The 19122-nt window shown below is 61.1% G+C and carries 23 protein-coding genes; 11 read left to right on the top strand and 12 right to left on the bottom strand.

Features of this window, described 5'->3' with window-relative positions; genetic code table 11:
- Nucleotides 1-453 precede the first annotated feature (453 nt).
- From CVV68_RS01545 to CVV68_RS01530, 3 genes are all read right to left on the bottom strand, one after another.
- Entirely contained in the window at nt 454-1563 is a 1110-nt protein-coding gene (locus CVV68_RS01545; RefSeq protein ID WP_110499239.1) for a cation diffusion facilitator family transporter, read from the bottom strand.
- Complete coding sequence (locus tag CVV68_RS01540; protein ID WP_110499238.1) at nt 1560-1922, bottom strand: ArsR/SmtB family transcription factor; 363 nt, start codon at nt 1920-1922, stop codon at nt 1560-1562. Before CVV68_RS01540 ends, CVV68_RS01545 begins: the two co-directional genes overlap by 4 nt.
- Before the next feature lie 374 nt (nt 1923-2296).
- Nucleotides 2297-2842, bottom strand: a complete 546-nt coding sequence (locus CVV68_RS01530) for a DUF2127 domain-containing protein (protein WP_170133050.1) — start codon at nt 2840-2842, stop codon at nt 2297-2299.
- Between the two features lie 38 nt (nt 2843-2880).
- Here CVV68_RS01530 and CVV68_RS01525 point away from each other — a divergent pair, with 38 nt between their 5' ends.
- Nucleotides 2881-3486, top strand: coding sequence for a Chromate resistance protein ChrB (locus CVV68_RS01525; RefSeq protein WP_211320684.1), 606 nt, complete (start codon nt 2881-2883; stop codon nt 3484-3486).
- Complete coding sequence (locus CVV68_RS01520; protein ID WP_110499235.1) at nt 3483-4754, top strand: MFS transporter; 1272 nt, start codon at nt 3483-3485, stop codon at nt 4752-4754. The genes CVV68_RS01525 and CVV68_RS01520 overlap by 4 nt, the downstream gene beginning before the upstream one ends.
- A gap of 434 nt (nt 4755-5188) precedes the next feature.
- Here CVV68_RS01520 and CVV68_RS01515 read toward each other — a convergent pair whose 3' ends face one another.
- Nucleotides 5189-6712, bottom strand: a complete 1524-nt coding sequence (locus CVV68_RS01515) for a SulP family inorganic anion transporter (RefSeq protein ID WP_110499234.1) — start codon at nt 6710-6712, stop codon at nt 5189-5191.
- 186 nt (nt 6713-6898) lie between these two features.
- Here CVV68_RS01515 and CVV68_RS01510 point away from each other — a divergent pair, with 186 nt between their 5' ends.
- Nucleotides 6899-7291: a MerR family transcriptional regulator gene (locus CVV68_RS01510; protein WP_110499233.1), complete on the top strand. Its 393-nt coding sequence runs from the start codon at nt 6899-6901 to the stop codon at nt 7289-7291.
- 303 nt (nt 7292-7594) lie between these two features.
- On the opposite strand, the gene lgt is transcribed toward CVV68_RS01510, so the two are convergent.
- The 3 genes from lgt to CVV68_RS01495 form a co-directional block, all read right to left on the bottom strand.
- Complete coding sequence (gene lgt, locus CVV68_RS01505; protein ID WP_110499232.1) at nt 7595-8503, bottom strand: prolipoprotein diacylglyceryl transferase; 909 nt, start codon at nt 8501-8503, stop codon at nt 7595-7597.
- 352 nt (nt 8504-8855) lie between these two features.
- A complete protein-coding gene (locus tag CVV68_RS01500; RefSeq protein ID WP_110499231.1) occupies nt 8856-9281 on the bottom strand; it encodes a DUF302 domain-containing protein in 426 nt (141 codons plus the stop codon).
- A gap of 34 nt (nt 9282-9315) precedes the next feature.
- Nucleotides 9316-9573, bottom strand: a complete 258-nt coding sequence (locus CVV68_RS01495) for a metal-sensitive transcriptional regulator (protein WP_110499230.1) — start codon at nt 9571-9573, stop codon at nt 9316-9318.
- A gap of 195 nt (nt 9574-9768) precedes the next feature.
- Between CVV68_RS01495 and CVV68_RS01490 the strand changes: the two genes are divergently transcribed.
- Nucleotides 9769-11178: an MBL fold metallo-hydrolase gene (locus tag CVV68_RS01490; protein ID WP_110499229.1), complete on the top strand. Its 1410-nt coding sequence runs from the start codon at nt 9769-9771 to the stop codon at nt 11176-11178.
- Nucleotides 11179-11506: 328 nt separating this feature from the next.
- A complete protein-coding gene (locus CVV68_RS25125) occupies nt 11507-11674 on the top strand; it encodes a DUF8730 family Cys-rich protein (RefSeq protein WP_110499345.1) in 168 nt (55 codons plus the stop codon).
- A gap of 96 nt (nt 11675-11770) precedes the next feature.
- Here CVV68_RS25125 and CVV68_RS01480 read toward each other — a convergent pair whose 3' ends face one another.
- The 3 genes from CVV68_RS01480 to CVV68_RS01470 all read right to left on the bottom strand — a co-directional run bounded on the left by CVV68_RS01480 (nt 11771) and on the right by CVV68_RS01470 (nt 14130).
- Nucleotides 11771-12535 (bottom strand): sulfite exporter TauE/SafE family protein, encoded by a 765-nt coding sequence (locus CVV68_RS01480; RefSeq protein ID WP_110499228.1) that lies wholly within the window; start codon nt 12533-12535, stop codon nt 11771-11773.
- Nucleotides 12532-13140 (bottom strand): rhodanese-like domain-containing protein, encoded by a 609-nt coding sequence (locus tag CVV68_RS01475; RefSeq protein WP_110499227.1) that lies wholly within the window; start codon nt 13138-13140, stop codon nt 12532-12534. Before CVV68_RS01475 ends, CVV68_RS01480 begins: the two co-directional genes overlap by 4 nt.
- 657 nt (nt 13141-13797) lie before the next feature.
- Entirely contained in the window at nt 13798-14130 is a 333-nt protein-coding gene (locus CVV68_RS01470; RefSeq protein ID WP_110499226.1) for an SOS response-associated peptidase, read from the bottom strand.
- Nucleotides 14131-14237: 107 nt separating this feature from the next.
- On the opposite strand from CVV68_RS01470, the gene CVV68_RS01465 reads away from it, so the two are divergent.
- Nucleotides 14238-14912, top strand: coding sequence for a hypothetical protein (locus tag CVV68_RS01465; RefSeq protein ID WP_110499225.1), 675 nt, complete (start codon nt 14238-14240; stop codon nt 14910-14912).
- Nucleotides 14913-14942: 30 nt separating this feature from the next.
- On the opposite strand, the gene CVV68_RS01460 is transcribed toward CVV68_RS01465, so the two are convergent.
- Both CVV68_RS01460 and CVV68_RS01450 read right to left on the bottom strand, forming a co-directional pair.
- Complete coding sequence (locus CVV68_RS01460) at nt 14943-15257, bottom strand: hypothetical protein (protein WP_211320683.1); 315 nt, start codon at nt 15255-15257, stop codon at nt 14943-14945.
- 763 nt (nt 15258-16020) lie between these two features.
- On the bottom strand, nt 16021-16557 hold the full coding sequence (locus tag CVV68_RS01450; RefSeq protein ID WP_110499222.1) for a helicase associated domain-containing protein: 537 nt from the start codon (nt 16555-16557) through the stop codon (nt 16021-16023).
- A 278-nt stretch (nt 16558-16835) separates the two neighbouring features.
- On the opposite strand from CVV68_RS01450, the gene CVV68_RS23340 reads away from it, so the two are divergent.
- The 5 genes from CVV68_RS23340 (at nt 16836) to CVV68_RS24075 (ending at nt 18948) form a co-directional block, all read left to right on the top strand.
- A complete protein-coding gene (locus CVV68_RS23340) occupies nt 16836-16973 on the top strand; it encodes a hypothetical protein (protein ID WP_170133049.1) in 138 nt (45 codons plus the stop codon).
- Complete coding sequence (locus tag CVV68_RS01445) at nt 16970-17176, top strand: hypothetical protein (RefSeq protein WP_170133048.1); 207 nt, start codon at nt 16970-16972, stop codon at nt 17174-17176. The genes CVV68_RS23340 and CVV68_RS01445 overlap by 4 nt, the downstream gene beginning before the upstream one ends.
- Before the next feature lie 163 nt (nt 17177-17339).
- Nucleotides 17340-17738: a hypothetical protein gene (locus tag CVV68_RS01440; RefSeq protein ID WP_146238802.1), complete on the top strand. Its 399-nt coding sequence runs from the start codon at nt 17340-17342 to the stop codon at nt 17736-17738.
- The gene (locus CVV68_RS01435; RefSeq protein ID WP_110499219.1) at nt 17735-18484 is read left to right on the top strand and encodes an RES family NAD+ phosphorylase; all 750 of its coding nucleotides are present in this window, start codon (nt 17735-17737) and stop codon (nt 18482-18484) included. The genes CVV68_RS01440 and CVV68_RS01435 overlap by 4 nt, the downstream gene beginning before the upstream one ends.
- A gap of 104 nt (nt 18485-18588) precedes the next feature.
- Nucleotides 18589-18948 carry a hypothetical protein gene (locus CVV68_RS24075; protein ID WP_245933261.1) on the top strand — a complete coding sequence of 120 codons (360 nt, stop codon included), beginning with the start codon at nt 18589-18591 and terminating at the stop codon, nt 18946-18948.
- The last annotated feature ends 174 nt before the right edge of the window (nt 18949-19122 follow it).

The raw sequence follows: 19122 nt of genomic DNA, 5'->3' as shown, positions 1-19122 counted from the left end.
AGGCACGGTGAGTGTTTCCCGGCCGCTGGTCCGATGGAGCGTAGGCAGGTGCAGGCCGGTCCTTTGACGGCTGGCGTTGCCAGCCACACAAAGCGTTGCATCTTGTTGTACGTGCCAAAGTCCAGGATCGCACCATCGAGTTTTGGAGCCAGCTCGTGGCTGACACTGATCACGAGCTCATCATCAACAAGCCAACCATCGTCATCTCGGTGCCCGTCCCCGACCACCCCTGGGCCGTTGAGTAGGCAGCGAAGGGGTTTCTTTGGTTCCGTCCGGGAGAAGTACAGTGCCTGTTTGCGGCAACCGCCACCTCCCACAAAACAGTGCAGGGTTCCACCGAACACCCTGATCATGGCCACCGCATCCCCAGTCATTATGAAGCTGCCATGACCAGGGATGCGGGCCTGAATCTCAAGTGCTACGGCGGCCATGGTCTCTGCCTTCTCGCGCGGCTTAGTGCCCATGCGGCTGCTGCGCGCTGACATGATCAGACTGCTCCGTGACAGTAGTCGGGCGGATGGCGAAGTGGTCAAGCTTGGGCAGGGCATGGCCAATCCGGTGTTCTGCCGCATGGATGGTCTGATCGACCGCCGACAACGCGGCGTCGGCCAGCACCACCGTGGCGGCGCCCTGGAGGCGGTGCCCCACCCAGCGCAGCTGCACGTTTTCCACGGCCACGACTCCCGGGGTACCGGTCAGGGCCGCTTCCGCACGGTCCACGAGCTCGGGCTCGATCCCGTCCATCAGTCGGCGGCCAATGCTCTTGACCGTGCCCCACAGCAGGGCGATGATGGCGGCGGAAATGAGCAGGCCCACGATCGGGTCGGCCAGCGGGAAGCCAAGCATCACGCCGCCGCCGCCCAGCACTACGGCGAGGGAGGTGAATCCGTCGATCCGGGCATGCACACCGTCGGCGACCAGTGCGGCGGAACCGATCTGCCGCCCCACCCTGATCCGGTACACGGCCACCGCCTCGTTCCCGACAAAGCCGATCACGCCGGCCGCAAGCACCCACCACAGGTTGTGCAGGGGCTGCGGGTGGAACAGCCGGTCGATGGACTGCCAGGCCGCAACGACGGCGGATAGCGCGACGACGGCGACGATGAAGAGCCCCGCGAGGTCCTCGGCTCGCCCGTACCCGAAGGTGTAACGGCGGGTTGCGGCCCGGCGGCCCAGAATGAAGGCAATCCACAAGGGGACCGCGGTCAGTGCGTCGGAGAAATTGTGGATCGTGTCCGCCAGCAAGGCCACCGAGCCGCTGATGAGGACCACTAGGAACTGCAGGACCGTGGTGCCCAGCAGGATGAAGAGGCTGATCTTCAGGGCGCGGACGCCTTGGGCGCTGGACTCCAATGCGTCGTCGATGGAGTCCGCAGAGTCGTGGGTGTGCGGGACGAACAGTTCGAAGAGCCACCCTTTGAATCCGGCGTGGTGCTCGTGGGAATGTCCGTCGTGGTCGTGGTCGTGACCGCCGTGGGGGTTGTCGTGGCCGTCTGGGTGTTCATGTGGGTGGAGGTGGTCGTGACCGTTGTGATGCTGGTCCGGCTGTCCGGTGGGGCTCATACTGTTGCCTGGTCTGCGCGGTGGTGCGCGGGCATCCCGCCCAGTGCATGCTCGGCCTGGTAAATGGCGTCGGCCACCAGTTGCCGGGCGTGCTCGTTCGCCAGCCGGTACATGACCTTCGTGCCGTCCTGGCGGGTGGAGACGATGCGGGCCAGACGCATCTTGGCCAGATGCTGCGACACCGCGGCAGGTGATTTTTCTACTACTTCGGCCAGTGCTCCCACGGCCATTTCACCCTCGCGCAGGGCCAGGATGATCCGCACCCGTGTGGCATCGGCCAGCATGGCAAAGATCTCCACCGCTAGTTCCACGTATTGGCTGTCCACATCCAATGTGCAAGACTTCTTATCTGCATTCATACGCACATATTCTCATTAAGCAACGACTAATGTCGCATCGACCGCGACGGGTCAGACCTTTGGGACCGGCCGCCGGCCGGACTCGCTGCAATTCCTGAGTGCCACCTAGCCAGGGGGACGGTTGGCCTCTCCGCCGTCGTCCTTCGGGGGGAGGTCTGTTGTTTGTTGATCGGTCCCGCGGGTCCGTAGAGCGGCGACCTTTGCCGGTAGGGCGCCACGGCGCCGGGCACGGTGCAGCGTGAGGAGGGTGAAACCGATCATCACCGCGGCGATAACGACGGCCAGAGTCACAGAGACGGCAATCACGCCGGGAATCCCCATTGCCCTGATGTTCGACCAGTCATCCCACCGGCCGGCGACTACTCCTTGACCCACTATCGCCCCTCCCTGGGTTGCGTCACATCCTCAGGGACTGGTTGCCCCTGCAAATTCGCGTCCTTCGCCCTTGTCCGGTGAGCCCGGTATTCATGCACGGTGAGCCAGACGATGAAGATGTCAAAGGCGGTCAGCAAGACCATGCCCCAGGTAAAGGCAACCACCAGCTCATAGCTTTGGTAAAGGATGAAGACACCAAGGAAGGCAATCATCCACGGGTAGGCCCAGAGTTTGTCTTTGAGTACCGCCCAGACTAGGACGATCTTCACGAGCCCGTGCAGCAAAAAGTAGATGGCCCCGAACAGGGTTGCCGAGACGGTCATGGTCCCGGCCAGGTGCACCAACGCCGTGGCAATGAGGTCGTGAGGATCTTCGGAGAGCTCATGCTGGGTTAGGAACTGGACCAGGAAACCCACCTGCGCGGGCGAGACCAGCAGGAGGAGGATTCCTCCGACCAGTTCCAATACTCCGTCCAGGCCCTTGAGGACCAGACTGACCCTGAACGTCTTGTCCAAGAGCGTGCCACCAGTAGCTGACTCAACCATCATTCCTCCGTCACGTAACAGCTGTTACAATTCCAAGTGTGACACAAAATATTGAATGGGTACTGATCCTTCCGCAAATTCCGTCCGAACCATCCCGCCACCGAGTGGCCGTGTGGCGCCAGCTGCGCAAGGCTGGCGCCGTTCCCGTCTCGACCGGCGTCTGGGCCCTCCCCGCCGGGCTGGCCTTCCAAGCCGATCTGGACCGGGCCGGGGAACTGTGCCGCAACGGCGGCGGGAGCCTGGTCATCATCGATGCATCCCCCCGCGACGTGGCCTCGGCCGCCATGATCCGGGACGCTTTCACGACCGTTCGTGTGGATGAATGGGCCGAGTTCATGGCGGACTGTGGCAAGTTCGCGGTGGAGATCGCGAAGGAAATTCAGAAGCAGAAGTTCACGTTCGCCGAGCTAGAGGAAGAAGAACAAAGCCTGGACCGGCTGCGGCGCTGGTACCGGGACCTGAAGAAGCGCGACGTTCTGGAACTGCCCGACGCGAAAGCCGCCGAGATGCGGCTTCGTGCTTGTGTAACAATTTTGGACGGCTACGCCGAACAGGTCTACCAAGCCGTCCACGGAGGAGCGGACACGCCCGACAGCAGCGCCCCGGCGGCAACACCACCAGTCCTGGACGGGCCGGACACATGAGCGTGCCAGGCCATCGCAAGACCCCAGCCGACCCTACGACGAGCCCAACGCTGACGGAACCCCCAGCACGGGTGCTGGCGCCGCTCTATGCCGCGGGATTCACCACCGCATTCGGGGCCCACAGCATCGCCGCAGGCCTGGGCGCAGAAAGCGGCGGCATCGGCCTCGGACTACTCACCTTTGGCGTACTATTAGCCCTTTACGACGTGGCAGAGGTCATCCTCAAACCCGTCTTTGGCTCCCTCAGTGACCGGATCGGCGCCAAACCCGTCATCATTGCCGGACTTCTCGGGTTCGCCCTGGCCTCCCTCCTTGGCACACTGGGAACCGGCCCACTCATCTTGGGTCTGGCCCGTCTTGGCCAAGGCGCGGCAGCCTCAGCGTTTTCCCCCGCATCCTCGGCGGCCGTCGCAAGGCTGGCGGGCCCGGCTTCGCCCGGAAGCTACTTCGGCAAATACGGCTCCTGGAAAGGCCTCGGCTACGTCCTCGGCCCGCTACTGGGGGCAGGCCTGATCTGGATCGGTGGGTTCCCCGCTCTCTTCCTGGCCATGGCCATCATTTCGGCCGCGGCTGCCCTATGGGTCGGAATCTCCATGCCCGCCCTTCCGATCCTCCCGCGCGCCCGCTACACCATCAGTGACCTCGTGCGTCAAAGCACCCAGCGGTCGTTCCTCATTCCCACCATGGCCCTGGCCGGCGCCACCGGCGCTCTCGGTGTCGCCGTCGGATTCCTTCCCCTATTGGGCACCGAATTTCACCTTCCCCTCATCGCGAGCATGGCCGTTGTCGCTGTCCTTGCGCTCTCCTCCACGCTCACCCAACCCCTGGTAGGCCGCTGGCGGGATCAGGGGCGTCTCACTGCCCGGGCCGGCATGAGCTGGGGCCTGGCCCTCATAGCAGCAGGGATCATCCTCCTCGCCGTGTTTCCACACCCGATGACGCTCTACCTGGCCGCGCTCGTCATCGGGGCCGGCATCGGCATCACCACGCCCCTGGGATTCGCGCACCTCGCGGCAACCACTCCACCAGAACGCATGGGACGAACCATGGGAACGGCAGAAATCGGCCGCGAGCTCGGCGACGCGGCCGGCCCCCTCGTTGTCGGGGCCATCGCCACCACCGCCAGCCTCGCCGCCGGCCTCGGCGCCCTCGCACTCCTCATAGCCATCGCATCAGTACTTTCAGCCCTGCTACTGCCCCGCACCAGCGAATCGCTTTCAACCCATCAAAAAATTGAGACTTCCGCACCATCAAAACCAAACGCCTAAGGACGCGTCCCCAAGTGATTGACGTGCGCAAACAGCGGATGCTGGACCTCAACTATAGGTAAGCTGGCGAAAAGGCTCAGGGTTTGGCCAGCACTCCCGAGATTGAACTTGCTCGGTAGCAGAACGAATCGGTCAGAGAATCGATACGGGCCAAGCCATCCCGTGCCCTCCGAACGACGGCTCAGTCCATCCGGTTGTGCTCAGTCTCTTCAGGCCAGAAGCAGAATGAGGCGACGATATTGTGCGCGGGGTCTCTTGCGGCGTTACACACTGACTTTACTTTGCGTGGAATAGGGCCTGCACAAGCATGGGGCTGGGGCAATGAGGATTGGTAGGAGTGGGGGGGGTAACTGCAAGCGCGGCGCGCATGGCGCGCGGTTGGATCGGCGCTGTCGTTTCCACCACTGTTGCCGCCGCCTCGCATGTTCTAGCGACTAGTGTCCTGCTCCGAGTTTTCCGCCCATGCGTTCGCGCATTTTGAGGCTGGCCGCGTTGAGTCCCTCGATTTCGACGGTCTTTCCGTATTTCGCGTATTTTGCGGTGATGGCATCCAGTGCTGCGATGGTGGAGGCATCCCACAGGTGCGATTTGTACAGGTCAATGATGACGAGGTTGGGGTCCTCAACGTAGTTGAACTGGGTGTAGAGGTCGTTGGAGGAGGCGAAGAACAGCTCGCCGTTGACCTCGTATTTGGCGATAGTCTCCCCGAAATGTTCCTCGATGCGCCGTTCAACAGTGACCAGGTGGGCGACACGGTTGGCGAACAGAACCATGGCGGTGAGCACCCCGACGCCGACGCCGATGGCGAGGTTGTGGGTGGCTACGGTGAAGACCACGGTGGTGAGCATGACCGTGGTTTCACTCTTGGGCATCATGCGCAAGGTGGAAGGTCTGATGCTGTGCCAGTCGAAAGTGGCCACGGACACGAAGATCATCACGGCCACCAGGGCCGCCATCGGAATCAGCGCAACGATGTCGCCCAACGCGACGACCAGGATGAGCAGAAACACTCCGGCTAGGAAGGTGGAGATGCGCGTCCGGGCACCGGAGGCCTTGACGTTGATCATGGTTTGGCCGATCATCGCGCAGCCACCCATGCCGCCGAAGAAGCCGGTGATAATGTTCGCGACACCCTGGCCCCAGGACTCGCGGGTCTTGTTGGAGCGGGTGTCGGTGACGTCATCGACGAGCTTGGCAGTCATCAAGGATTCGAGCAGGCCCACGAAGGCCATGGCCAGCGCATAGGGGAACAAGACCTGCAGGGTTTCGAAGTTCAACGGAACATTCGGCAGGAAAAGGGAAGGGAGACTCTCGGGCATCTCGCCCTTATCGCCCACGGTGGGGACCGCCAGGGACGCCAACACAGCGATGAGAGTCAGGACCACGATGGCAACCAGGGGCGCGGGAACCACGGTGGTGATCTTTGGTAGGCCGAAGACGATCACCAGGCCCAGGATGGTGAGCGGGTAGACCAGCCACGGGACGCCGAGTAGTTCGGGGACCTGGGACATGAAAATCAGGATCGCCAGCGCGTTGACGAAGCCGACCATGACCTGTCGGGGAATGAACCGCATCAGCTTCGCTACACCCAGCAGAGCCAAGAGGATCTGGAAAACTCCGGCGAGGATGACGGCGGCAACGAAGTAATCCACGCCGTGGCTTTTCACCAACGGGGCGATGACCAAGGCAATGGCGCCGGTCGCCGCGGAAATCATCGCTGGCCGCCCTCCCAGGAAAGCGATCGAGACGGCCATGGTGAAGGAGGCGAAAAGGCCAATGCGCGGATCGACCCCGGCGATGATGGAGAAGGCAATGGCTTCGGGGATCAAGGCCAGGGCCACGACGAGTCCTGCCAAGACTTCGGTTTTGAGCAGGCGCGGGGATTTGAGGGTGAGAAGAACGGATTGCCGTTCTTCCGGGGTCAGAACCGGGTGTCCTACCGTGTTTTTCGTGGCCATTAATGGCTCCGTTCACAGGGAAATGAGCGCCCTGCGGCGCTCGGATACATGAAATGATGTGGGGTCGGTGCGTCCTTGTTTGTACTGGTTGGCTGCGGCGAGGAATGGCCGAAGCGAAGCACCGAACAAAACCAACCTTACCTTAACGTGAGGGTAGAGTTGGAAGCCAAGGAAACAGGAGAAGCCATGACGGAAACCCCAACCCCAGCCGCCGAAGCGCGGAGAATGCAGATCGGGGACTTGGCCGAGGCCACCGGCCTGTCCCAACGCACCATCCGCCACTATGACGAGGTGGGCTTGCTTCCGGCCACAACACGCAGCGACGGGGGATTCCGGATCTACACCGACTCCGACCTTCAGCGCATGCTGGTGATTCGATCCATGAAGCCACTGGGATTCACGCTGGAAGAAATGGGCGAACTGCTGGACACCGTCGACACCCTGGCCGCCGACGCGACCGATACGAAGGCCCGGGCCAAGCTCGCTGAATTCATTGACCAAGCCAATGCCAAGCGCGCGAAGTTAGCCCTGAATCTCAGCCGGACCGATTCCTTCATTCAGGACCTGCAAGGTAAATAGTTCCCCTGCAAGCTTCCGAATCAGCGCGGGAACAATCGTTGGCGGAAAGTCGGAGCAGCCTCACGGTCTCACAGGGAATCTCCGGAATGAACTTCTGGCACTGTCCCGCAAGCCGGCCTCTCACCGGAGCAGGACCAGACGACTTCGGGAATTTTCGAAACGGCATAGTTCTGCAGTGTCAGATCGCCCTAGACCCTGCCCGAGAAAAAACACGATGATGGGGAGCCAAACGGTACACTCCGCGAGCTCGATCCCCATAGAGCATGAATTGCCGTACGGATCATCCTCAGACCCCAGAGACTCCTATTTACCGAGTCCAACTTTCGGGGTGCCGTTCAGTTCTGGGGCTCCGGTCGGGTTGGCGGTTGCTGGGAAGGCGGTGGAGCGTGGGCGTGTGCGGAGTATCAGGAACGCTATGACCGCGGCCAGGCAGACCAATCCTGCGACCCAGGTGTTGACCCGAAGTCCCAGGATCAAGTTCGCGTAGTCCGAGCGCATGAGTTCAAGGACGAACCGGCCGGCCGTATAGCCGGCGGCGTAGAAGGCGAAGACGCTGCCCGCCCCGAGCTTATAGCGGCGGTCCAAGGCGAGTAGGGCGAGTCCGACGACCACGCACCAGAGTGATTCGTAGAGGAACGTCGGCTGGTAGTAGCCGAGGATGACCGCGTGGCCGGAGGCGTCCGTGAGGGCGGTTCCGGCGCCTTGGTCCATCTGGTGGATCTGGAGTTTCCAGGGCAGGGCCGTCGGATCGCCGTAGAGTTCGTTGTTGAACCAGTTTCCCCACCGGCCGAGGGCTTGGGCGAAGATCACTCCAGGGGCGACGGCGTCCAGGAAGGCGATCAGGGACACCCCGGCCCGGCGGCAGCCAATCCAGGCGCCCACACATCCCAGGGCAATGGCTCCCCAGATGCCCAGGCCACCATCCCAGATGGCGAACGCGTTCCACGGGTTGCGTCCGGGCAGGAAATACAGTTCAGGATCGGTAATGACGTGGTAGAGCCTACCGCCGAGGATTCCCCCGGGGATGGCCCAGAGGCAGATGTCCGCGACCTGCCCAGGGCGCCCTCCCCGGGCGATCCAGCGCCTGGATCCGAGCCAAATGGCTACCCCGATGCCGGCGATGATACACAGGGCGTAAAAATGTATGGTCAATGGGCCCAGATGAAAGGCGCTGACCGTCGGGGACGGCAGGAACGACTGGGGCGAGGTCATGAGAATCCGTTCATTGAGTGAGGGACGTGTCGGGTCGTCATCGTGAACTGTTTCATGGTTTGCTGCGGAAACACTGGGTTCCGGTGGCATCGGGAACCAGGCGCAGACGCCGCCGGGTGCTGTACCCGTGGGTCATTCATGCCTCCTGTGTGAGCGGTGCGCGCACTGCGCCAGCATTAGCCCCGATATGGTCTGGTCTGTCCAGCGACGTGGGCATAGGCACCGAAATGGGTGAGTTGTGGCACGCCCCTAAGCCCGCTCGTGCGCCTCATGACCAGAACAGTGACCGCCCTGATGGCAAGCCGTCAGTCAACCTTGGCCCTTGGTGCGCCACATTGGTGGAGGGGTTTACTCAAGCCCGGGGTGTCGGTGCGGCGCTCAGTGCCGCCAGTGCTCCGCGCAGCCGGGTATCGGCATCGTCGGCGATCTCACGAACTGCGGGGTTGTCGCTGAGCTGGACCATGGTCTGCGGATCGATGGCCTCGATGATCGTTTCAGTGGCGTCCTTGCTGCGTCGAACAACCACGTTGCATGGCAGTAGCGCGCCCAAGGCTGGTTCCGCGGCCAGGGCGCGGCTGGCCAGGGCCGGATTGCAGGCACCCAGAATCAGGTAGTCGCCGATCGCATCAGCGGCCTCGGGGCCGAGCTTGGTCGCAAAGGTGGCGCGGACATTGATTTCAGAAAGTATGCCGAAGCCCTGTCCGGCCAGGACCTCGCGAGTCAGCTCTACTGCTTCTGTCCAAGACAGCGGGATGGTGACAGTGTGCGTGTAGCTCATGGGTGCTCCTGTAATAGTGGTGGATTTCGGACTCTTAGGCGAGGGACAGGAAGAGCTTTTCCAGGTCTTTTTTGTCCATGCCGGGGTCCTCGCTCCTGATGCACTGTTCCAGGCCGGTGGCGATGATGACAAAGCCTGCCCTGTCCAGGGCCTTGGAGACTGCGGCGAGCTGAGTGACGACATCCTTGCAGTCCCGGCCCTCTTCGAGCATCCGGGTCACGGCGGCGAGCTGGCCTTGGGCACGTTTGAGCCGGTTGATGACCGGGGTGAGTTCTTTCACGTCAAGTTCCATGACAGGCTCCAAAGTAGTGTAGGTAGTTCCTCATATTATACCCCGGTGGGTAATTTGCTTGACGTAGGTATTCCACTGCCGCCCGCACCTCAATGCGTTTGCATCATACCCCAGGGGGTATTATTGTTTGAGTGAGAAGAACCGGAGTCTTCCCTCTAGGAGGCTCCACCCCCGCCCCACGCAAGGAGAGCCCTCATGCTTATTGAGCGCATTTACGACGAAGACTTGGCCCAGGCCAGCTATTTCATTGGCTGCCAGGCCAAGGGCGAGGCCATTGTTGTCGACCCCCGGCGCGACATTGCCGTCTACCAGTCGCTGGCCGCCGCGAACGGAATGAAGATCGTGGCCGTCACAGAAACTCATATCCACGCGGACTTCCTCTCCGGAACCCGTGAACTGGCGGCCGCGACCGGAGCAGTTGCCTATGTCTCCGGGGAGGGCGGCACGGACTGGCAGTACGGCTTCGAAGCCGAACGCCTGCTCGACAACAATGAGATCACCCTCGGAAACATCACAATCAAGGCCCTGCACACCCCCGGCCACACTCCCGAGCACCTCTCCTTTTTGATCACCGACGGCGCATTCGCCGACACTCCGGGCTACCTACTCTCCGGCGACTTCGTGTTCTCCGGCGACCTGGGGCGTCCCGATCTGCTCGATGAAGCCGCCGGCGGCGTAGACACCCGCTTCGCCGGCGCCAAGCAACTCTTCGCCAGCCTGCAGGAAAAATTCCTGACCCTGCCGGACCACGTTCAAGTCCACCCCGGCCACGGCGCCGGCAGCGCCTGCGGCAAGGCCCTAGGTGCCGTCCCCTCATCCACCGTCGGCTACGAACGGCTCTACTCCTGGTGGGGCCCCTACCTCGCCGCCAAGGACGAGGCCGGCTTCATTAACGAGCTCCTCGACGGCCAGCCCGACGCCCACGCCTACTTCGGACGCATGAAGCGCGAAAACCGTCAAGGGCCAGCTGTCATGGGAGCACGGGCACCCCTCCAGGAGCTCGCCGCCGCCGACGTCCTCCGCGATCTCGCCGCTGACACGGTGACTTTCGTTGACACCCGCTCCAATGCCGAAGTCCACGAGGGAACCGTCGCTAGATCCCTGAACATCCCGGCGGGCAAATCCACGGCCAGCTTCGGCGCCTGGGTCGTGAACCCGGAGACGGACAAGAACCCGTTGGTGCTGCTGGCTCCGGACCAGGCCCAGGCACAGGAGATGTGGGACCACCTGGTCCGCGTCGGCATCGATACGGTCGCCGGCTACGTCACCAGCATCCAGGGCCTGCCCACAAGCACACCGAAACTCATCCAACCCGAAGAGCTCGAAGGCTTCGACTCCGCAATGGTCCTGGATGTCCGCAACCGCACCGAGCACACCGCCGGCCACATCCCCGGCTCCCACCAGCTCAGCGGCGGCCGCGTCATGTGGAACCTTGACCAGCTCCCCTCTGAGGGCCCTATCGTGAGCTACTGCCAGAGCGGTGTCCGCAATTCCGTTGCTGCCAGCGCCCTGCGCCGCGCCGGTTACGACGTCGTCGAACTCGATGGCAGCTACGCCGGATGGGCGACTTGGATTCAGACGCGGGAACCTGTTTCCAGCAACTAATCCGTGTCACATCTGAACTGATCAACCAACACCATTGGCGGCGCCCGGACTACCGGGCGCCGCCAATGGTGCATCCCCCGACCGGCCTGCAGCTGTCACAAGCGGGCGGGCGGGTACCGCCTCGGATCACTGCCAAAAAGTGCGCCAGATATTCCGTCGCCGACGTCGCAGGTACTACGATCACCCTGCCACTGGGCTGAGTTCTCGTGGGCAATCAATGCACAGCAACGGCTGCAGTCTTGCCGCCCGAGGTTAATGTACTATCGCAGGAAAATACCCCATGGGGTATACTAATGAAACAATCCAATCCTACAAAGGGAGCAAGCAGATGTGCCGTGCAGTGACATGCAAGAAATGCGGTAAGACAACCTGGGCTGGCTGCGGCGAGCACGTCGAACAGGTCATGCGCGGGGTCCCTTCCTCTGAACGATGCCGCGGGCACGAGCAGGAAGAATCTGAGAACCAAGGCTTTTTCGCAAAGCTGTTCGGCCGGTAACTGGGACAGTCCCGCCACCTAGGCGGCAGTTGAGTTCATAAGGGAGCCCCGGGGGATCAATATCCTCCGGGGCTCCCTTATGAACTCAATAGGCCCTTAGGAAAGGAGCGCCTGCCCGGCCACGTAAGCGGCAATGACTAGGACCAGGACTCCAAAGCCACGTTTGAGAATCTTGCCGGGGATCCTGGCGCCGATCTTTCCCGCTATGAGTGAAGCGACCATGGCAGCCCCGGCAAAGGTCGCCGTGACGGCCCAATCAATCCGCAAATCTCCGAGATGAGCGGCAAAACCCGCGGCTGAGTTGATAACTATGATGACCAGCGATGTACCAACAGCCAACATCATCGGGAGCCCGAGAATAAGGGTGAGTGCGGGCACGATCAGGAATCCTCCACCGACCCCCAGCAGCCCCGTTAGGAAACCCACGACGGCGCCGGTGGTGATTGCCTTGGGAAGACAGCTGCGCCAGTGAACCCCACCGCCGGGCAATGCGCAAGAGCCTCCGGAAGAGGTGGAAGGCATCAGCATCCTGAAGCCTGCGAAAACCATGATGGCAGCGAAGGCCAGCAACAAGATCTTCGGATCAAGCAGGCGGTTGACCATCGCGCCAAGGAAGGCAGTCATGGTCCCGGCTGCACCGATGATCAGTGCCAGGCGCCAGTTCACCCCGGACCGCAGCCGGGGCAACACCGCTACGGCCGAGGACGCCCCGACGACGACGAGCGAGGTAGGGATCGCCGCGGCAAGCGGCAAGCCCACGCCATAGACCAGGGCCGGGACGGCGAGGATGGATCCACCACCACCGACCAGACCCAACAAGGCGCCGACGACCAGCCCGAACCCCGCTGCAGAGATCATCATTCCCGGGCACCCAAGCTCTGCAACGCCTGATGCGCGGTGGGATCATTGGACGACTTGTTCCAAGGCATGCGGGACAAGACATTCCCCATGGCGCAGCTATTCGTTGTGGCTGAGTACGTCAGGCCCGCCCCGATCCCGCCAGCCACCAGACGCAGCTTCGGTGAGACGAACCTCCCTGCGACGATGCTAGCAAGCACCAAGGACCCCGCCGTCATCCTCACCTGGCGTTCCATCGCCCAGGCACTGCGGCCACGGACAACATCGCCGCCAGCAGCAGCATAGCCGGGAACCCCGCCGGAAAGGACACTGGCACCGACCAATCCGACGGAGTCCAGGCGCTTGCGTGCCTGCTCGGCCCGGTTCCCGGACTGGCAGACCAGCACCACGCGAGTACCCATCTTTGCTGCAAATTCTTCCGTGTGTTCACCGAGCATGGCCAACGGCACATGATAGGAGCCCCTGATATGCAGGGAATCGAACTCCGCACCGCTGCGCACATCAATAATCATCAGATCATCATGCTGCTCTTCCCACCCCTTCAATGTGGAAGCGTCAATAGCCGGTGGGGCGTTTTCGACCGTGCTGGTCTTGGCTGAAATAGTCATAGTCACTTTCAATAAGTTGAGGAGGGCTCTTAGCGGCCATCTCCGCAGGGTTCAGGGGGTCACCTGCCATCCGTCCGACCCGTCAAAGAGAATGCCGACGCGTGGGAGGCCATTCGAGGCTGGGGGCTGGGTAGTCATTGCGGCTGCAACAGCAGCAGATCAAACAACCACATTCCGTTACGTCACTATACCCCATGGGGTATTTTTATGCGCCAACGGTACCCAGAATGAAACGCTAGATAACGGTCAAATGGAGAGCACCAAACGGCGTTCACAAGACACCTCAAGACAGGCTATGGCCCGCGGAGAGCAAGGTCTGGGTTGTATTGCCGTTATGGACGTGGCCGCGCTACGCCAACGTCCCCTACTTATGAATGCGATGGCAAACACCAATTCTGAGCCTGAAAAGGCGCAAGCGCTCTCGACGGGGCTGGCATTTTTTAGTGCGGATTTGCGACACAGCAGGAACATCACATCGCCACAGTGGGGACACGCGGAACATCTCCGTGCAAACTTTGGCAGTCACGCTATTGAAGCCTTGCCCATGTCCACCAACATTTCTCCGATAGCAGCGCGAAATCCAGAGACTGTTTTCCAACAACTAACGACGCGTCGTCAAGGGATAGACCTGCATCAAAGCGTTTTCTGGGCGAGTAGCTACAGATAAGCCGGCAGGATTGCTCTTTTGCTCTTGACGGATCCCCTGAAAGTCGCCTTTTCCGCTGCTGTTTCTGCCCTGGCGTTGAAGGTGGCGAACTTGGTTCTGAGCTCCTTGGAATAGCTCGGCGTCAGCGACCAACGCGCTGGCTCCAAGCGGCGCACGGGGGTGTCTGAGCCTTTAGCTGATTCAAGGACCACAGGCACTTTGGTGGTTGGCTTGATGTTCCAGGCTGGTTCTGGGAGGTTGGTGGCTGTCTCTTGGACATCGAACATGGCCACCAGGTCAGCTGTCGCTCTTGCGACCACGAATCGTCCGCACATGTTGCCCATTCTGCACTGGCTTGGCGCCTACGGGAAGACCCCGGACCCTGCGGGCAAACAGCGACCCAGTGCATTTCGCCACCGAACCGCCACAACCGCATGATAAAGCTGATTGTATGAGTCCTGTCTTATTCACCGGCGTGGCGCTACTCGCCGGAATAAACCAATGGCTTGGAATCGGCCTCGCGATCATCGCCGCATTTTCAGCGTCGCCGCAAGGTACCAGCATGATGGCGCGGTCGCTGTCCCGCGGGCTCGGTCGAAGTGTAAAACGCCTCCGCGAAATCCTTGCCCGCTTTCTGCCATTCCTGCGCCGCAGCGTGACAGTTCACGCCGCCGTAGCCAGGGCGACTCTCAATGCCAGCGGGACCTTGGGCAGCCATGCCGAAAGCTGGGTACCGACAGCAACGGTTGAGGAGAAGATCGAGGCGCTCAGGCAGCTGCTGTCCGAGACGCGCGATCAATTGCGCAAGCTTGACGAAAGGCTCGACGCAGAGGCTACCCGGCTTCGTTCGGACATCGCCACCTCGGAGCAGCGAATACTTGAAAAGCTCGACGACCTCCGCGCCCAGATTGCTAGGCAAAACAAGGATGCAGCTGCCATTGACGCCCGAAGCCTTCCAGTCATCGCCGTGGGAATCCTCCTCACGGGCGCGCCGGAAGATCTGGCACGGTGTCAGTTTCCCATCAACTGGCTGCTGACTCTGGGGGCAACAGCCTTCAGTGTTTGGCTGCTTTGCAGCATCTGGCTGTCGTATCGCCGCGCGCCTAGCCGGCCCCAGGCATCATAGGACGCCCACTGAGCAACCAACGACCACCGCTCAGCAGTCGCTGGTCGCTTTGAAGTTCGGCGGAGCAGCCAGCACTGCCGGACCAGCTTCATCGAGAGGGCTCTTCCGCATCAAGCTCGCTGGGGCAACGTCATCCAGTTCAGGATTCATGCCCTGGAACCAAGCCTGCACGACTGTGCCAGTGTCTTGCTCCGCCAGCAGCACCGCCACATGGTGGGAATCGCTCAGCCGACTCATGGGCTCAGCCGACGGCTCCCGCACACCGTCGGTCCACTGCCTCGCGGCACGGGTTTCCTTTGCGGACCCCAGGTAGGCCACCAGCTTGGCGCCGATGATGTTCCTCACGGCCTGGATGAGCACAGCTGCAGGCCGCCGGATGGAATCCCCGTATACCTGGAGGCCTCAACGAGAAGCTGAAACGGCCGCCCTGAAGCTATGCACTGACGCGTGACACGCTAAATCAACGGGTTGAATACGCTTCAAATAACGGATTGAGTCACACCCAAGGTCACCAAGAATCTATCTTTTATCAAGTGAGTCATAAATCGAAATATATAGCTATGAGTTCTGGGACTCCGACTGTCCCGTCTCATCTCAGATCAGGCAATCGCACTTCAGTTGGGCACTAGTGCCTTTTGTCTCGCTACAGGCCAGCCATCGAATATGAGAGTCCATCATTCTTCCTCATAGAATCGGTGCATGACATCACTCGCTACAAAAGCTCTAGCCACGGCTGTCTTCATTCTTGTAGCGACTGCATCGTTCTCTGCCTGTAGCTCGCCGCGGTACACATAGACCAGCGTTCCGACCATCGAGAAGGCCACCGTCGACGAGTACAAGCAGTATCAGGACTCGTGCGATCAGCTGATGAAAAAGTACGCCGTCAATAAATATCAGGCGTCCTCCTTTCAGATCACGTACCTCGGTACCCCCAATGTGTCCCATTTCCACGGTAAGCGTGACGGATTCTCGGGATCGATTTCCGTTGACTTGATGAACGCGGCTGGCGACCTGATCTACTCCCAGCTCTCTCTCTACTGCGGTACCAATGAAAATTTCGAGAGTACAAGCTTCGCGAATCGAAAATAACGGCCTTTCGTGATTTAGCTTAGACGAGCCGGGGCTCCGACCATCCCGGGAACACTTCGTTCATGGCGTCGAGCCGCCATTGCGGCATGAGGCCGCGATTCCGTTGCGAAACCTGCGTCTGCAACCAGACGCCCAGAACATCTTCTTCGTGAGATTTGCAGTGGCGTCGGTTGGGCAGGCGACTGTGCTCTTTGTGGAATTCAACCAGCTCGTCCAGTCTCTGCCTCCAGTGCGTGTCGTTGGTGAACTCCAGGTCCGTGGTGATCCAGTCACCCAGCACACCCATGGCCGCCGCCTGGTTCCAGGTCAACCTATGTTCCATGAAGGCATGGCGTTGCTGAGACAACCAGGCATTGACTGACTGCTCGCCTCTTTCTGGACCGTTGCGGGACGGAAACCTGTCATGGACAACCAGAAAAGCCTTGAGCTCTGCAAGGCGCTTGAGCCACTCCACGGTTGGAGGCTCGATCCTGGAAAGCACATCATCTTCGGGTTCATGCTCAGAATCTTCGGAAGTGCCGTTGACTGGATCCAGGGGCTGGTTGGCTGTGTTCATACGTCATGTCCTCCTCGCTGGTGAACTTGCCGTTAGGCTAACCGGCCACTGTGCCGTTGTCACTAACCAGTAATCCAGCCGCTGTCCGTCCCAACGAGAGAGCAAGAAGAGAGTGGCTCCATCCGGGCCATCCGGGTGGATTCTCTTTTTTGGCTGACGCCTAACAGCCACCATTGACCTGAGCACCGTGGATCAGACCCCTCACAGCTACTCCACCGGTGAGACGACCCTGAAGTGGGCCTCGGAGACCCTGTGCACTGGACCTGTACGGCACAGCCATGTACGGCACCCCTGACGACGTCCAGACGGCCATAGCGGACATCACCCGCGGCCAGCTGGACCATCAGGCACTGTTCGAGGCGTTCCGGGCCCAGATGACTGGCGGAACTGGCAGCACAGAATCGAGCACGTCATGAGCCGACTTTTGGCAGGAACACGTGTGACGCTGGTAGATCCCAAATACAAGATGCGGACAACCGGAACCCTGGTCGCAGATGCTCTCTCAGGTGTTTACGGCACCTTCACGTTGGCCACAGATGATGACCAGCGCTTTCGAAGCGAGGGTGTGCTGGAGCTCGCACAGCCGATTGACTATATCAAGGGCGCGTGCACCACCTAACCGCTCTGATGCGCTCGATTGCTCCGGGCACTTTCTCGGGGTTTTTCAGTACGGAGTCAATCGACCCAACATCTCGCTTGATTAATCTATCAGCGCTTTCACCTGCGTTTTTAGGTGCATTTTCACTATAGATTCAACCTGCGATCTGACCTACAATTGGACTATGACAACCGTAATGAAGCCCGATCAACGACCAGGTCTAGGTGCATCCGATGAATCTGTCGGGCTCGCGTTCACTGAGCTGGTGTCGCAACTGCGCGAGATGCTCGGAGTGCGCCTGGTCGCCTACATCGGTGGCGTGAAGTCTGCTCGATCTGTGTCGAATTGGGCCGAGGGAACAGGGGCACCCGGCGAGGTCGACCAAGAGCGTCTGCGCCACGCCTTCCACGCTGCCGCGTTGCTGAGAGAGCGCTACGACGCGACGACGGTGCAGTCCTGGTTCAAGGGGATAAACCCCGCGCTCAATGACGACGCGCCGGCACACGTCCTGCGCGAGGTTGAACCGATGAAGGGCGCTCGGGATGTCATTGTCGCAGCCAAGGCATTCGCTTACGTCGGATGAGCAGCCCCGAGCCAGAAACAAGTCCTGCGCTGGAGATAGAGAACTCGGCGGAACCAACCCAGGTCTGGCGCATCGGCTACGCGCCTGACCTCTGGGCGTGGCCACCGTGGGCCTACGCCGACGACCAGGGGCTGTTCGGTGGCCGTTGGGACGACCAGCTGGGCGAGTTCCGCACAATCTATACAGCTGAGAGCCTTTTGGGCTGCTTCCTCGAACTGCTCGCCCACTTCCGGCCCTGCCTGCCGCTACTTGCTGAGCTTGACGAGATCGTCGACGACGACGGCAGCATTGCCAGCTACCCAGAGGCACCCGAAGGCGCCGTGGGTTACAGGTGGCTGGACGGTCGAGAGTACAGCTCCACTTACCAGAGTGGCCGGTACTGCTTCATTACCCATTCACGCAGCATTGCTGCGCTGATCGCCCGCTACCCATTCGCGCAGCATGGTCTTGCCGCAGGCGACGTCGACGCGGCGCTTCTGAAGGACGCCCGCGACCGCGTGCTCACCAGGTCCATTGCCAGGTGGCTGTACGACCTCCACGATCAAGGCAGCCCTGTTGTCGATGGTGTGAGGTTCAATTCCCGCCACGGGGACGAGATCCGCGTCTGGGCTGTTTTTGAGCGTGCTGGCGACCCATCCCGAAGCCCCCTCATCCAGCCTTCGAGCGAGCCGGCCAGGGTCCATCCAGTCCTGCCCGAGCTGCAGGAGGCATTCACTCGATTCGGCCTGCATTGGCACGAAGGCTGAACACTTCGGCACAGGCCCCGTGGAAGACCCGCATGTATAAACCGAGCCTTACCGGCAGACTGAAACCCACTACCTAATACTGACCCAGTGCATTGGAGACACCGATGAGCACCAACGACGACAGAGTCAGCGACGCCGAGATCAATCGTCGGATCGCCTTTGCCGATGCTGCCCTTGGGGCAGCAGGCCACACAGTCACTGACCTGCAAGCGCGAGAACTGGCCCGCCAGGTCGCAGCTGGCAAACTGACAGGCGACGAGGCTGTTGCCGGGGTCCTGGCTGGCACTGATTCCTATGACTCGCTCGGTGAGCAGGAGCAGGCGATCGTTCGTGAGCAATGGGCTGACAGCATGACCGCTCTGCGCGATGGACTGAACTACGAAGAGGAAATTACTGCAGCTGGAGATTCCTACTCGGAAATCGACGACGACGGCAACCTCGTCGTGCACCAAGCCCGCGGCTGATCAGCAACTACTGCTTCTGCTTCCAGAGTCCATCTAAAGGTACTGAACCCGCGCCATACCAAAGGCTAGACGCATAGCCTTTGGTATGGCCGGCGCCGGAGATCCTCGCTGCGCTTGACGTCTTCGCGGCACGGGCCAGACGCCGCAGCTGAGAGATTCAACAGGTGGCCTCGC

The sequence above is a fragment of the Arthrobacter livingstonensis genome (assembly GCF_003219815.1).
In the GTDB taxonomy this organism is placed as follows: domain Bacteria; phylum Actinomycetota; class Actinomycetes; order Actinomycetales; family Micrococcaceae; genus Specibacter; species Specibacter livingstonensis.
This window is presented reverse-complemented; position numbering and strand designations above follow the sequence as displayed.